The following is a 15644-nucleotide window of genomic DNA, read 5'->3' as shown; positions in this document are numbered from 1 at the left end:
CAAGTGAAACTGTATGTCTTCGATTGTCTTTTACAAAATCAAGCGAATTAATGCAATACAGAAGGAAAAATCACATCCCTTAGCATTTCTCTATTTGTCCTTTTTCGGTATTTGCGTAATCTGTTTCGTGAAAGTAGGAACAGGGTACATCGGACGAGCATAACCCTTGATATTATCGCCTTTATGATGACAAATTGCGAGAGAATCATCCAATTAAACAAATGAGCATTATTGACTCTTACTTCCGCTGACCGATATGATGTGGATGAAAAAATAATCATATTAGGTGAGGTTACTCTGAAGAACATAGGTTATCGCTCGGAAATGTCGAGAGACAGTAACGAGTAAAGCAGGGATTGTCGAATTAAGTCTTTTCCAAGATAACTAGAACTTGTTTCTTACGTCTCAGAAAGCCAAAGCTCAATTAACGTGATTACAATTGCGCACCACAATTGCAAATTACACGTTCCAATGTTTATTTGAGTACGCCGACCTTTATGTATTAAGGAGGCTTTTTTAGGTTGTCAGCAAAAATCGTACCACCGAGAAAACGATGACCATCGCTTGACGTAAAAATGGCTGTCTTGGTATCCTATTGCTATTTTCAACTATTTCGATTTCCTTACCTGGTTGAGATTCGCTTCATCCACTACAACAAATCAATGACTGTCCTTCCAGCAAAAAACTTATTAATGACCAACTCACATCCAATCTCATAGTGATTTATTTCACAGAATATTAAGGATTGTTTAATCTCTATGTGTGCTTCACGATAACTGTTGTTTTTTTAAGAGACCCATGAGACATTTAAAAGGAGAATAAAATGATAAAGGAGGCATAGCTGTATGTCGATCGAAAAATTAGAATATTTCTATATGATTGCCCGTTTCAACAGCCTCTCGCAAGCTTCAAAAGAGCTACATGTTAGTATTTCTTCGTTAAGTAGTTCTTTAAAAAGTTTAGAACAAGAAATCGGGACAGATTTGTTTGAACGTCACGGGAAAAAGATCATATTGAGTACCCATGGAAAATCAATCCTTCCTTCCGTAGAATTGATTTTGGCGGAAGCGAAGAAATTGAATATCTCATTAAATGAATCAGTAGACTATCCTGCTTTGCGTGTCGGTACAAGCGATGCTTCGTTTATCTTTGAAGCAAACAAATATCCAATCCGGCATCAAAACTTTACGATCGACTACCGTTATATTCCTTCATTGGATCTGCTAAATAAACTAAGCCAGAAAGAAATCGACTTTGCCATTACTTCTGCTACCTTAGATCACCCCAAATTATTCAAACAAGGTTAGCCACTTTGGAACTTAAAGTAGCAATCAGTAACTATTTTGTAAAACCAGATGGGATATTATCCGCGGAAGTACTAGAAGAGTTACCTTTTATCTTTTTACTCGACCATGTAGAACATCAAGTGATTACGAAAAAAGTAGTCAAGCAGCTGACCAATGAACCAAAATATGTCGTCTGTCCAGATAGTTTAGGGGCAGCGAAAATGATTACAGAAGGAAAAGGAATGCTATTAGCCAATACCTTTGTGCAAGAACTTTTAGCTATTGAACCTGTTTGTTTTGTCTCTCTACCAGCATTTCCAACCATTCATTTTTATCTTTATAAAAACAGTGAATCAGAAAATTTTTACTTCTATCCAGAGGTTGAAAAAGAAATCCAAGCAATTTTTAATCAAACATGTCACACTACACAAATGATGGACTCTGCTGATACTGGCACCTATTACTGCCAAAACGATAAATACTGAAATCTAAATAAAACAAGTATTTCAATGTCGTAAATGAACACCGATAAGAGATCCCAGAGAGATTTATCTTCGAAAAGTAAGGCGGCATCCACTGAATTTGTTCTTCAAATTTTGGTGGGTGTCTATTTACTTCCCAAAATGTTACTTCTCTTCCTGCCATTTCAGCTAACTTTGAGTTAAACTGTTACTTTTTTCTTACACAATCCTCTATTCTCCTCGCCTCTTTTCAGTTATCAAAAAAGAAAGAACGCCTATTCTTCCATCCTCTGATATGAGAAAAAACCAATTAGTTTCTCGCCTAAGTGGTAGGGTTTGACACGCATTTATGTTAAAATAGGTCCATTGATGGGAGAATCCAGGAGGCTATGTATGAATGATCCAATGAATTATTACCGTGTGGCAAGAGAAGAGTGGCGCGAATTTTACCGAAATGGTCAAGCTCCATTGACACAAGATGAACTAGATAGTATAAAAAGTTTGAATGACCGTATTTCCATGCAAGATGTTCGCGACATTTATGTACCACTTGCGCACTTGATTTTTCTGCATATGAAAGAGTTTGAATCCCTCTCTCTGAGCAAAGGGTTATTCCTTCATAAATATACTCAAGTCCCACCTTTTATTATCGGGATTGCCGGAAGTGTCGCAGTTGGTAAAAGCACCACCGCGCGCTTATTGCAAATGATTTTGTCTCGGACATTCAAACGAAGAAATGTCCAGCTGATCACCACAGATGGTTTTTTATATCCGAATAAAGTCTTAAAAGAACGTGGTATTATGGACCGGAAAGGATTTCCGGAAAGCTATGACATGGAAAGGTTGATCGATTTTCTTAATCAAGTGAAATCCGGTCAAGAAACAACCAAAGTTCCCGTCTACTCTCACGATGTCTATGATATTATTCCCGATGAATATGAACTGATCCAACAACCGGACATTTTGATCGTCGAAGGAATCAACACGCTTCAACTACCAGCTAATCAACAGATTTACGTCAGTGACTTTTTTGATTTCTCTGTCTACGTTGATGCAGATTCTGAATTGATCGAAAAATGGTATTTGGATCGCTTTGGCGCGTTACTTGATACAGCTTTTCAACATCCACAAAACTATTACTACCAATTTGCCATTGGTAATCGTGAAGATGCATTTAAAATGGCAAGAGATGTATGGAAAAATGTGAATTTGAAGAATTTAAACGAATATATCTTGCCTACTCGTGGAAGAGCCGATATAATTCTCCATAAAACTGAAAATCATATTATCGATTCGATTTTCATGCGAAAATATTAGCATTTTAAAATAGTTCAACTATTTTGAGATAAATTTTAAAGGGATAGGGGTAATAAATGTGACGAACGTTGCCGATATGACAAACGTTGAAAAAATCATCGTACTAGATTACGGTAGTCAATATAATCAATTGATTACACGACGCATCCGTGATTTAGGTGTTTTTTCTGAATTATTGAGCCACCGTATTACAGCTGAAGAAGTGAAAGCCATGAATCCGAAAGGGATCATCCTTTCTGGAGGACCAAACAGTGTCTATGATGAGAATGCTTTTGGCATTGATCCTGAAATCTTCAATTTAGGCATTCCAGTGTTGGGTATTTGTTATGGTATGCAATTGATCACGTACAAACTTGGCGGTTCTGTTGAGCCTGCAAAAAACCGTGAATACGGCAAAGCATTGCTTGAAGTAACAGCCGATGATGCGGCACTATTCAGCCAAACACCGAAACAACAAACCGTTTGGATGAGCCATGGGGATCTAGTAACCAAAGTACCAGAAGGTTTTGAAACTGTTGCTACAAGTAGCGATTGCCCAATTGCATCGATCCAAGACAAAGAACGTAACTTCTACGGTATCCAATTCCACGCAGAAGTCCGTCATTCAGAATATGGGATCGAATTATTACGTCATTTTGCTTTTGACATCTGTCACTGTGAAGGCAATTGGACAATGAACAATTTCATCGACATGCAGATCGAAAAAATCCGTGAACAAGTTGGCGATAAAAAAGTCTTACTTGGTTTATCTGGCGGAGTGGATTCAAGTGTCGTTGGTGTCCTTTTACAAAAAGCGATCGGTGATCAATTAACATCGATTTTCGTTGACCATGGTCTATTGCGTAAAGGCGAAGCGGATCAAGTCATGGAAAGCTTAGGCGGAAAATTCGGCTTGAACATCATCAAAGTAGATGCAAGAGAACGTTTCTTAAATAAACTTGCAGGTGTCTCTGATCCTGAAGAAAAACGTAAAATCATCGGTAACGAATTCGTATACTTATTTGACGACGAAGCAACAAAGCTTGCCGGCGAAGAAGGTGTGTCTTTCTTAGCACAAGGAACACTTTACACCGACGTAATCGAAAGTGGAACAGAAACTGCCCAAACGATCAAATCACACCACAACGTAGGTGGCTTGCCTGAGGACATGCAATTTGAATTGATCGAACCATTGAACACATTATTCAAAGACGAAGTCCGCGAACTAGGGACACAGCTTGGTATGCCTGACTCAATCGTTTGGCGCCAACCATTCCCTGGACCAGGTCTTGGTATCCGTGTCTTAGGTGAAATCACTGAAGAAAAATTGGAGATCGTCCGTGAATCAGATATGATCTTACGCGAAGAAATCGCCGCTGCCGGTCTTGACCGTGACATCTGGCAATACTTCACTGTTTTACCTGGTATCCGTTCTGTTGGTGTCATGGGCGACGGTCGTACGTATGACTACACAGTCGGTATCCGTGCGGTCACATCGATCGATGGTATGACAGCTGACTTTGCACGTATCCCATGGGATGTGCTACAAAAAATCTCTGTACGTATCGTCAATGAAGTCGCACACGTGAACCGTATCGTGTACGATATTACCTCTAAACCACCAGCAACTGTGGAGTGGGAATAGAATAATCAAAAAAACCGTGAATCCTTTGTTAATGAAGAGATTCACGGTTATTTTGTTTTGTAACTAGTGGAATACAAAAAGAAGTCCATTGAAAAATATAGCTTTGTAAAAAAATAAGGCTAGTTCATTCACCTATTTTTTTAATACAATGACATCTTTACCATCCATTTGGACATTTAATACATCTTGCTCATCGTATCCAATAAAATCAAAATACCAAAGTACTTTACCCTCACTAGATAAACGACTTGCCAATAAGTTAGATTCTTTCAGTTTACCTTCACTTTCATAGGTGAGTTTTATATCCGTACTATTTTTTGCACCATTCAACGGATCAGCTTCTACAACAAACATTGTAGGATAAGCTTTGCCAAAGGTTTTATTACCAGTTTCTATTACATTACCTGTAAAACCAATTGGTTGAAAATTTTTCATTTCTTGTATATTTACGGGTAAAGGCCAATTACCTTCCGTAGTTAATATTTCAACCTTAGAAAATCCTTTCCCAGCGCCTTTTTCACCTTGATTTACTCCACTTATTTTTTTTATTTCAACTGACAGTTCCTCCATAGTATCAAAATCATTTTCGAAACTATTTATTAGATAAGAAATTTCTAAAGTATTTGTGGAATCATCGAAATATTCATTGAATGTATAAGAGTCAACTTGAGAATCTTCTTTAGAGTTGTTTGTAAACAGTACTTTACCATCTTCTTTGATCGAAAATCCTAGGTTATAGTAATCTATTCTTGAGGACACAAGCTTGGATTTTTCAGGAAGATTGATAATGAAATATAGTCCTAATTGTTTCTGGTCTATGTAAGCTTTTTCTAATTTGATTTCAATTTCGTTGTCTTTAACAATACTATTTAGTTGATGAACAAATTCTTCTTCCACTAACTTTTTTGATGTAAATTACCCAAATTTCAAATAATTTCCAACAGCTTGTGTTATTGGGGAGAACAAACAACTATCCAAATCAACGCAGCTATACTAGCTATTAGTACTGTTCCAAGTCTTCTTTTCTTATTTCTACTTGTCTTGATTTTTTGGTACGCGACATCTATTTTTTCTTTTACTTCCCTAGGTATTTTTTCTTCGTTATTTTTTAGATTAGCTAATTCTTTTTCAAAATCTTCATTCATATTTTTAATCACCTTTCGTGTATTCTTTTTTCAACTAAGCTTTACCTCTAAAAATTCTTGATTTCACAGTCCCTAATGGTTCTCCAGTAATAATACTAATCTCTTTGTATGAAAAACCGCTGTAATAATAAAGTAAAATCGGTACTCTATACACCGGATCTAGCTTTGAAATAAGGTTTTCAAGTTCTAATCCTTCTTCACAATCTTCCACTAATATTTTTTGATGATTGTCAGAATAGTTATAGGAAAATTTATTATTTTTCTTAATCAGGTTATAACTCTGATTAATCAATATTTTTGTTATCCACGTATGAAAATATTGTGGCTGTTTCAAATTCTCAATTTCTTCAAAAGCAATTAAAATAGTATCTTGTAAAACATCGGCTGCATCTTCTATACCTAAATATCTTTTGGCTACCCCAAAAAGAACATTTTCATACTGCTCTATTAACTTTACAAAGGCTTCCCCATCCCCTTTTGAGCTCTTTTAACTAGCCATTTTTCACTTAACATTAGAAATTCACCACCTTTATCTAACCTATTAGAGCAAAAAAACATACAAAAAGTTCCCTTTCAAAAAAATTTTTCTTAAACAATGGATACCTTGTCAAATCAGCTGAATAAAAGTTTGAATGAATACCAAAAAGACTGAGAGGTATCTAGGCTCTCAGTCTGTAATCATATTTAAATTTTCTCACTAAGCATCCCAATCACTTCAACGACCTACTTTTTACATAAAAGGTGAATATATACGTATCAGTACCACATTTATCTCTTCTAATACTTTGTCGACTTTGACCAAAACCGTGTACGAAACCGAACCTGTCACGTCATGGTGATGGGAGAGTAATTTCTCTCTTTCGATTTCCCATTCATTCGGAACCACCATTGATAGCTAGACAAGACAGACGAAACAGCACGCACACTCTACCTACTCCCATTGGTTGATGTGAAAGTGTCGTTTCGTCTTTTTGGTTGTCTCAAATCAAACGACTCTTCTAGTGTTCAACGAGGATGGAACAGCCTAGTGGATGTTCCGTCCATCCTTGTACTTTCCGATTTCTAAGCACGACTTGAACATGTGATAACCCTTCTATCTTGACCTGATAGCTATCATCTTCAGGGGTAACAGTGATCGTACCAACTGGAAACCCCCGTTGATCTACCACTTGTTGCGTCACTGTGTCAGTCAGCTCAAAGACATGTACGGTTAAGTCTTCCGTGTAGTCATATGCAGCGGTCGTATCCACGGAACCTTCAATAATCAATGAATTAGGACGGACCATGAGGGGTAAGTGGAAGTAATCATAGGTCTGTGTGTGCCATTGTTGTCCTTCATATACATGATTATCTAAATAATTTGTCCAACGTCCCTCTGGTAAATAAAAAGTGACCTTTCCTTGCTCATTGAAAATCGGTGCAATCAACAACCGTTCACCGAACATATACTGTTTATCGATCGTATGCGTCGTATAGTCTTCTGGAAATTCCAGCATAACCGGGCGCATCATCGGGATACCTGTTTGCGCTGTTTCTACCGCTTGCTCATAGATATAAGGCATCAAGCGGTTTTTTAATTTAGAAAATCGTTGACTGACCAACACAGCTTCTTCCCCAAAGTTCCATGGCACTCGATACTCAATGTTGCCGTGGTAGCGACTATGAGTAGATAGTAATCCGAATTGTGTCCAACGTTTATAAATATCCGCTGTCGCATTCTCTTCAAATCCACCAATGTCATGGCTCCAGAAGCCAAAGCCGGATAACACAAATGAGAGTCCGCCCCTTAATGATTCTGCCATGGACGGGTATTCCGATAAGTTGTCCCCACCCCAATGAACTGGGAATTTTTGTGAACCAACCGAAGCAGAACGAGCAAATACGACCGCTTCATCTGGGCGTAATTCTGCTAATAATTCAAAGACGACTTCGTTATAAAGATACGCATAATAGTTGTGCATTTTTTGCGGATCAGACCCATCGTGATAATTCACATCCGTAGGTATACGTTCACCAAAATCCGTCTTGAAGGAATCGACACCGATTTCTATGAGTTCCTTCAGCCTTTCTTTGTACCAATGACGCGCTTCTGGATTTGTAAAGTCAATGATTCCTTGACCCGCTTGCCAAAGATCCCATTGCCAAACTTCGCCATGTTTATCTTTGATGAAATAGCCTTTCTCTTTACACTCTTGAAAGGCCGCCGCTTTTTGTCCGATATACGGGTTGATCCATACGCAGACCTTCAAGCCCTTCTGATGGATTTTTTCAATCAGTTGTTGCGGATCTGGAAACAGCTCGCGATTCCATTCAAAACCGCACCACTCGAATTCTTTCATCCAAAAACAATCAAAATGAAAGACATCAAACGGAATCTCTCGTGTCTGCATTTCTTCAATAAATCCCATGACTGTTTCTTCACGATAGTCCGTCGTAAAGGAAGTTGATAACCACAAACCAAACGACCATGCAGGTGGCAATGCGGGTTTACCCGTTAAATCAGTGTATTTTCTTAAGACCGTTTTCATATCGGGTCCATAGATGACATAGTATTCCAATCGTTCACCTACTACACTAAATTGTGTGCGTGAAACATTCTCCGAACCAACTTCAAATGAGACATTTTCAGGATGATTGACAAAGACACCATACCCTTGGTTCGTTAAATAAAATGGGATATTTTTATACGCTTGTTCACTACCAGTACCGCCATCTTGATTCCAACAGTCAATGATTTGCCCATTTTTGATGAATGGGGTGAATCGTTCACCTAAGCCATAGACATATTCATACGGATCTAATGACAACTGTTCCCGCATATAATGGATACCGTCACTACTTTGAATCGTGGCTTGTGCTTTTGGCATAGAAGACGTCAAAAGCTTCCCTTCCGCGAGAAAATCAATTTGGAATGTGGCGTTTTTCGGCACTCGTGCGACTAATTTTCCTGATTGAAACGTATAAAATTCTTCATTTTCTATATCGATCATGACAGAAGATGACTGTCTGTTTAGTTGAAAATGAGGGCCGATTTGTGCTTTGTCATGATGCACCAGTTGTACTTTGATAATATCTTCTCTTGGTGATTCAAAAGACAAGGTCGTCATCCCTAGGTTCAAGGTATCTCCTCTTGTCTGGATCGGTTTATAAGGTAAGAAAAGAGTTAAGTTATCCTCCTTCACTTGAGCTTCATAGACATGATTCGGGTGTTCAAGATGAAATCCTTCTTTTGCCAACCAATAGCCGTTTGTAAACTTCATTTATTTTCCTCCTACTTCACTGCGCCATCTGAAATGCCTTTTACGACATGTTTTTGCAAGACAACAAATAAAATAATAATCGGTAAGACGACGATCACTAGCGCAGCCAGTGCTAAGTGCCACTGCTTATTGAATTCGCCGAAGAAATAAAACATCTGTAAAGGAATTGTATACATCCCTGCTTTGTTGATGCTTAATGAAGGTAACAGATAATCATTCCAAAACCATAAGGCGTTCAACACGATCACTGTCACTGTCGTAGGCTTCAGCAAAGGAAAAATGACTTGCCAATAGATTTGGAAGGTATTTGCCCCATCGATCAATGCCGCTTCATCTAATGATTTCGGAATCCCTCGTAAAGCACCGTAATATAAAAAGGTCGACATACTTGTTGCTAATCCTAGATACATCACCATCAAGCCTGGTTGATTCAGCATACTGACTTGCCCAAAAAGTGAAATCAAGGGAATCATGATTCCCTGAAAAGGAATCAATAAGCCAATTGCGACAATAAAATAAAGAAATGAACTTAAGCGACTCGTGTTTCTCGATAACGCATAGGCCGCCATTGAAGAAACGAACACGATCAACACTAGTGATCCGATCGTTATCAGTAACGAATTAGCTGCACTTTTGAAAAAATCCAATCGCTCGAACGACTCGATATAGTTATCAAGTGTTAGCCCAGTTGGTAAAGTGAGTGTGTTTTGGAATATCTCTGCTTTAGTTTTGAATGAATTGATCACCACTAAGAAAAACGGATAAAACCACAGACTAGCAAGTAACAATCCGCTAAAAATCAGTAGAGACTTCTTAACCTGTCGTGGATGTTTCACTTTTGATTGCTTCATGCGCTGACCTCCTTTTTCCGTGTCAGTGAGATTTGAACCACTGAGATAATCACGATAATGACCAGAAAAATCATCGCTTTCGCCTGTGCATACCCCATGTTTCGCATTCCAAATGCTTCATTGTAGATATTCATCGCCACCATTTGGGTGGAATTGAACGGACCACCTTGTGTCAGGGCTAAGTTTTGATCATAGATTTTAAATGCGTTGGACAACGTCAAGAACAAAGTGACGGTGAAAGCTGGCATCAACATGGGTAATTTGATACGGAAAAAGACTTGCAAAGGATTTGCCCCATCCATATCTGCCGCTTCCAGAATCTCTTCTGGAATATTGTTGAGAAATGAGATATAGATCAGCATCATATAGCCACTCATTTGCCAAACAAATAAAATAATGAGCCCCCAAAACCCCGTTTCTGGCGTGTTCAGCCAACCGGCAAAAAAATTGATACCCGTCATAGTTGCTAGACTTTCAAATGCTTTATTGAAAATAAACTGCCAAATAAATCCTAGGATGATCCCTCCAATCAGATTTGGCATGAAAAAGATCGTTCGGAAAAAAGTCGTCCATCTACCTAATTTTTGTGTCACGAACATCGCTAGACCTAAAGCCACGATGTTGATCAAAATCACACTTAAAAATGAGAATTTTGCGGTAAACAGTAAACTGTCGATAAATCCTTGATCATTAAATGCCCGAAGATAGTTTTCAAATCCAACGAATTCACCTACTGTATTGCCATTCCAGTTTGTGAGTGAGTAATACCCCCCTGTCATTAATGGAATGAACAAAACGATCGCTAACGCCAATAACGCTGGTGCAAGTAATAACCAAAAAGCTTTTGTGCGATTTGTTAACATGAGAACCCTCCTTGTATCTCGCTAGATAAAAATCAACCGATCACCGCTTACTTCCTTTCTTGTGTCCAACTGGTCTGCAAGGTATCAATAAATTCCTCCCAAGAGATTCGATCGGCTGCATACGCTTGGATCTGGACACCAAATATATTTTGTCCAAATCCATCTGGATAGGAATTATGGACCCATGGAACGGTTTTACCTTCGCTTAAATACGTATAGATTTCCTTGGATAACGGATCATTGATCGCTTCGCTCGAAAAGTTGGTATACGCCGGAATAAATTGAAACTCATCAACGATTGCTGTCATCGCCTGCTCATCCGTATACATCCACGTTAAAAATTCGATCGACGCATCAATGACTGCTTGATCTTTATCCTTATTGACCCCCCAATACCAAGCTGGCCCTGCCACGATGTTGCTTTCTCCCGATGCTTCGATTTGCATAGGAAGAATCCCTAGTTTTTCTTTCGTGAACGTCTCATCTAAGCTATCTAATGTTGGTACGATCCAATTTCCTTGATGGATGATAGCCACCTTTTCACTGGCAAATAATTCTTCAACAGATGTACTATAATCCATTGCCTCCATTGGTTGTGCATTGTACTTAATGACCAAGTCGGTGTAGTTTTTCATTTGCTCGGCATAATCTACGCTTAATTCAGACGCTTGATAAGTCTTTTCTAAGCTGTTCTCAAACTCCGGAGCAAGAAAATTCGAACTATATTGACTGGATACCCACGTTTCTGCCCCACTAAAACCAAATACGCCTTGTAGCCCAAGTTCGTCTTTTTTACTATCCAATAATTGAACGGCTTCTTCAAATGCCTCAAATGAGTTGATCGATCCACTATCGATGCCAGCTTGTTTAAAAATATCCTGGTTGATCAACCAGCCATATCCTTCGATATTCATCGGTACCCCATAGACCGTCTCGTCGAGTGTAGCCCCCTCTAATGTCCCCTCAATTGCTTGTTTTGCTAATGTCGTTTCCCCAAGATCATAGAGTTTATGTTGCCAAATCTGCGTATCTGCTAAGCCACCTAACATAAAGATATCCGGTTCATCTCCTGAGGAAAACTTTGATTGTAACGCTGCCGTCGCATCAGTTCCTCCGCCAACCGTCGTCAAGTTGATCTTGATTTGCGGATGGTCTTTCTCGAAATCCTCCACTAAGGCATCCATTTGCTCGGCTGTTTCTGTCTTGATATTGAAAATCTCTAATGTTACACTACCATCATCTGAAGACCCGCTTTGTGCCGTCCCGCAGCCAGTAATTCCTAACACCATGATAAAAGCAAGTATTAAAAATCCTCGTTGTTTCTTCATGATTATTCCTCCTCCTCTTATTAACAAATTGATTATATTGATATTTACAACGGTATGTAATCGCTATCTTAATCAAAATACCTTGTAATATTGATCAAAATGGAGGAAATGTGATGTTTAGACCAAACGATATTTTTACCCCCAATCCTAGTCAACAAGATATTGATACCACGCTAAAGGAAATGACCGAACATGGGGATAGTTTGTTTCCAATTGCCGTTCACTATACGAATCACCCAACCCATCAGGAAAATATGATCCACCCCCATTGGCATCGAGAACTAGAGATTCTTTATGTCTATCAAGGACTCATGGAAGTCAAAATAGAAGGAGTAACTTACGTTGTTCACGAAGGAGAGGTTATGTTTATTCCTGCGAATCAATTACATGAAGCACTCAATCATCAAATGAATGCCTGTGCATTTTTTGCCATCGTATTTGATGCTTCATTCATTGAAAGTCGCGTTTCTGATCATATTCAGCAAACTTATCTTGATCCATTGCTCCATTCACCAGAACAAGTAGCGATCCATTTTACAAATGATTGCTCAGATATTTTGGAGATCCAACAACTTGTTATCACGATCATTGATACATTTGCCTTGAAAGAATCTCGCTTTGAACTGACGATCAAAGCACAATTATTCTTACTGCTCAAACATTTTTCGCGCTGCAGTACTCAGGTAAATCCTACAAAATTAGTTGCTAGTAAAAACAAACTCAACACCTATCGCTGTAAAAAAATCATTCTATACCTTGAAGAAAATTACCAAAACACCATCACTCTTGAAGCAATCAGTCGTCATATTGGCTATAGCAAAGAGCATTTCTGTCGTTTCTTTAAAAAACATTTCCGTATGACTTTTTTTACGTATCTAAATCAAATGCGCATCAAAAAAGCCGAATACCTGTTATTGCATACAGAGTTGAAAATCATCGATATTGCCTTGGAAGCTGGTTTTGAAGACCCTAATTACTTCACTAGCCTGTTTAAACGTGAAACGCAAATGACTCCGACAGGTTATCGAAAAAAAAACGCAAAAAATCACTGATTTTTGCGCTTAATTCTTTAGTTGAACAATGGTTACGAGAAAGGATCTATTCTAAAACAATAACATCTTGTATAGGCGATATCTTTGATTTATTCGTCAACTCTTCTTACTTTCATTATCAATAGAACCTAATTCATCTTGTTTCGCTAATTTGAAAGATTTTCTTATCGTATCAGCTATATTCCACTCACGGAATAGGCGACTTTGTATTTCACTTACTTTGCGAACTGAGCTGAAAACAATAATGTAAAGGAAAATTTATCTTTCTATATAATTAGACATAAGAGACAATACAATTGATTTAATATCAACAAGCGTATATACGGTATATACAAAGAGAAAAGGGGAGGGTGAAGAATATGGCAATTGAAGAAAGAAAATTTGGAGAATTAAGTAGTATGAACAATTTCAAAGGCGTTTCTCAAAGAAAACGGGTTACATCCTGAAGATATAATTTTTTAGATTTTTAGATAAGGAAAAACTTCAAGCAGCAATTCAAAAAAACAAAGCTTAACTGATGAGATGGATGTATTAATATCTCAAGCATCAACAGAGTACGATCCTGCCTTTCAATATCTTGTTGGTAAATGATTATTCATTTTTTCATCAAAGTGGTAATGATAATTCGTCTATTATCTACTAATTGTATTTTTTAGTAGATATGGTATAGTTGTTTTAACGAAAAGGTAATTCATGATACACCAAAAACCACTAGCTGGCGGGCTAGTGGTTTTCTTTTACGTTCTATTCAGATTAAAGGTAGGCTTACTGTCTTTTTTGGCAATAATTTTGCAATCAAGCCATTTACAGATGTAATGCGCGGTTACTTCTGCTACGATTGCAAAAAACATATCGAAAAGGTAATTCATAATACAACCTCCTCCCCTTGCCAGAATAGGCCAGGGTAGCAGACAGCATAAATATCATACCCTAACTGAAAATCTCATTTTAGTACATTTCTATATATATTGATAAACCATCACAATAAAACATACCCTGACTAAAAGAAAAACTCTTATTAAACTTAATATAACTTGTAAAATATCCAACTGTATAGAAAACGTAATTTTCTATACAATTAAAAAGGTTAAATTAATTACTAAAAAATTATATTATAAGCTTTATGTTATAATTTTAGAAAACACATTAGGAGATGTATTCTATGTTTTTATGGCCTATAGCCTTACAATATTTCATATATACAATTTGTATATTACTCATCGATTATCAAATAGTACATAAATCTCTTTTTCTAATTGTTACTTGTTTAAATGCTATCTTATTAAGTGTCTTGTACCCACTATTTGGGATTTTTTCTACACTAATAGCAATTTTTATGTTAGCTATGATATTCCATTGTTTATCTTCATCACATCGACCCTTAGTATATGCTTTAACTTTGGGATTATTATCTTCCCTACTAGGAGATCATCTAGCAAGTATAGGAGATTTTATAGTATTTGGTTCTCCAGTGATCGAACCCGGAGACAGCTCGCAATACTTTCATATTGCGCTTTCAGCTCTTTTGTCTTTTATCCTTGCTTATAGTTTTAGAAAATCTCTTGATAATTGGTCTTATGTAATTGATTACCAAATAATCGGTACAATCGGTGTATTTATTCTTTCAACTTATTATATTATTATCTTATATACTCGTTTTTCGGGAGGAAATCCGGAAGTTCTTGCATTAAATACTACTTTTTTTATTCTATATCTATGTATTGGTTTAATTATTTTTATTTATTATTGGAAAATTTCAAATGCAAAAATGGAAGAACAATTATTAGAACAACGAATCCAGCTACAACAAGATTATATAAGAGATATTGAGAAAAATTATCAAGAACTTAGGGAATTCAAGCATGACTATCAGAATCTATTATTTTCGATGAATAGTTATATTATTGAAGAGGATCTGGAAGGACTACAAAAATATTACGATCAAAATATACTTCCTACACGTGAGATAATGAATCTTACCCCAGTAAATCTTAGTTTATTAGATAAAATAAATGTACCGGAAATAAGAAGTTTATTGTCATTAAAATTAATGATGGCAATAGAGAAAAGTATCTCTCTACAGATAACCATACCTGAAGAAGTAAAAATTGATTCCAAGCATACGGTTAATTTAGTTCGTATACTTGGTATTGTCTTAGATAACGCAACAGAAGGAGCTGCTGTGACAAAAAAGAAAAAAATCGAATTGTTAATTTTAAAGAAGAAAAATTCGTTAGTTATTCGAGTAGTTAATACAACTATCAATACACTACCACTTAACCAATTAAAACAAAAGGGTTTTTCTACGAAGAGCAATCCTAAAAATGAAGGACTGGGTCTGCATATCCTGGATAATTTGGCAAAAACGAACCCTTATCTATTGATTGAAACTTCAATTGAAAATCAGCGTTTTTCTCAAACAATTTATATACAAACACATTAAAAGGAGCTTTTTTA

The 15644-nt window shown here is 37.1% G+C and carries 12 protein-coding genes, 2 pseudogenes and 1 riboswitch; of the genes and pseudogenes, 7 read left to right on the top strand and 7 right to left on the bottom strand.

Annotated elements, in window-relative coordinates:
* Positions 1-271 precede the first annotated feature (271 nt).
* Positions 272-439: riboswitch (M-box (ykoK) riboswitch) on the top strand.
* Positions 440-845: 406 nt separating this feature from the next.
* From IGJ49_RS00295 to guaA, 4 genes are all read left to right on the top strand, one after another.
* Entirely contained in the window at positions 846-1307 is a 462-nt protein-coding gene (locus IGJ49_RS00295; RefSeq protein ID WP_062805896.1) for a LysR family transcriptional regulator, read from the top strand.
* Between the two features lie 5 nt (positions 1308-1312).
* Entirely contained in the window at positions 1313-1771 is a 459-nt protein-coding gene (locus IGJ49_RS00290; RefSeq protein ID WP_062805897.1) for a hypothetical protein, read from the top strand.
* A gap of 369 nt (positions 1772-2140) precedes the next feature.
* Positions 2141-3064, top strand: a complete 924-nt coding sequence (gene coaA / locus IGJ49_RS00285) for a type I pantothenate kinase (protein ID WP_019723173.1) — start codon at positions 2141-2143, stop codon at positions 3062-3064.
* A gap of 58 nt (positions 3065-3122) precedes the next feature.
* A complete protein-coding gene (gene guaA / locus IGJ49_RS00280; RefSeq protein ID WP_019723174.1) occupies positions 3123-4688 on the top strand; it encodes a glutamine-hydrolyzing GMP synthase in 1566 nt (521 codons plus the stop codon).
* Positions 4689-4820: 132 nt separating this feature from the next.
* Here the strand turns inward: guaA and IGJ49_RS00275 are convergent, their stop codons facing one another.
* From IGJ49_RS00275 to IGJ49_RS00265, 3 genes and pseudogenes are all read right to left on the bottom strand, one after another.
* Positions 4821-5585, bottom strand: coding sequence for a hypothetical protein (locus IGJ49_RS00275; RefSeq protein ID WP_062805898.1), 765 nt, complete (start codon positions 5583-5585; stop codon positions 4821-4823).
* Positions 5586-5638: 53 nt separating this feature from the next.
* The gene (locus IGJ49_RS00270; RefSeq protein ID WP_062805899.1) at positions 5639-5833 is read right to left on the bottom strand and encodes a hypothetical protein; all 195 of its coding nucleotides are present in this window, start codon (positions 5831-5833) and stop codon (positions 5639-5641) included.
* Positions 5834-5867: 34 nt separating this feature from the next.
* Positions 5868-6287, bottom strand: a pseudogene (locus IGJ49_RS00265) (RNA polymerase sigma factor); the annotation flags it as partial.
* Between the two features lie 327 nt (positions 6288-6614).
* Here IGJ49_RS00265 and IGJ49_RS00260 point away from each other — a divergent pair.
* Positions 6615-6683 (top strand): annotated as a pseudogene (locus tag IGJ49_RS00260) (YjbQ family protein); the annotation flags it as partial.
* 148 nt (positions 6684-6831) lie between these two features.
* Here IGJ49_RS00260 and yicI read toward each other — a convergent pair.
* From yicI to IGJ49_RS00240, 4 genes are read right to left on the bottom strand one after another with little or no spacing between them, the layout of a single operon-like run.
* Positions 6832-9093 (bottom strand): alpha-xylosidase, encoded by a 2262-nt coding sequence (yicI, locus tag IGJ49_RS00255; protein WP_438722169.1) that lies wholly within the window; start codon positions 9091-9093, stop codon positions 6832-6834.
* Positions 9094-9104: 11 nt separating this feature from the next.
* Positions 9105-9944: a carbohydrate ABC transporter permease gene (locus IGJ49_RS00250; protein ID WP_019722785.1), complete on the bottom strand. Its 840-nt coding sequence runs from the start codon at positions 9942-9944 to the stop codon at positions 9105-9107.
* A complete protein-coding gene (locus tag IGJ49_RS00245) occupies positions 9941-10807 on the bottom strand; it encodes a carbohydrate ABC transporter permease (protein ID WP_438722168.1) in 867 nt (288 codons plus the stop codon). Before IGJ49_RS00245 ends, IGJ49_RS00250 begins: the two co-directional genes overlap by 4 nt.
* 47 nt (positions 10808-10854) lie before the next feature.
* Positions 10855-12135, bottom strand: a complete 1281-nt coding sequence (locus IGJ49_RS00240) for an ABC transporter substrate-binding protein (RefSeq protein WP_062805903.1) — start codon at positions 12133-12135, stop codon at positions 10855-10857.
* A 113-nt stretch (positions 12136-12248) separates the two neighbouring features.
* Here IGJ49_RS00240 and IGJ49_RS00235 point away from each other — a divergent pair, with 113 nt between their 5' ends.
* Together IGJ49_RS00235 and IGJ49_RS00230 are read left to right on the top strand one after the other, a co-directional pair.
* On the top strand, positions 12249-13187 hold the full coding sequence (locus tag IGJ49_RS00235; protein WP_062805904.1) for an AraC family transcriptional regulator: 939 nt from the start codon (positions 12249-12251) through the stop codon (positions 13185-13187).
* Between the two features lie 1162 nt (positions 13188-14349).
* Positions 14350-15630 (top strand): GHKL domain-containing protein, encoded by a 1281-nt coding sequence (locus IGJ49_RS00230; RefSeq protein ID WP_023518879.1) that lies wholly within the window; start codon positions 14350-14352, stop codon positions 15628-15630.
* Positions 15631-15644: the final 14 nt, after the last annotated feature.

Origin of the sequence: Enterococcus sp. AZ171, from assembly GCF_051714005.1 — a bacterium.
GTDB lineage: Bacteria > Bacillota > Bacilli > Lactobacillales > Enterococcaceae > Enterococcus_B > Enterococcus_B pernyi.
The sequence above is the reverse complement of the archived record's forward strand: the minus strand, read 5'-3'. Positions and strand labels throughout refer to the sequence as shown.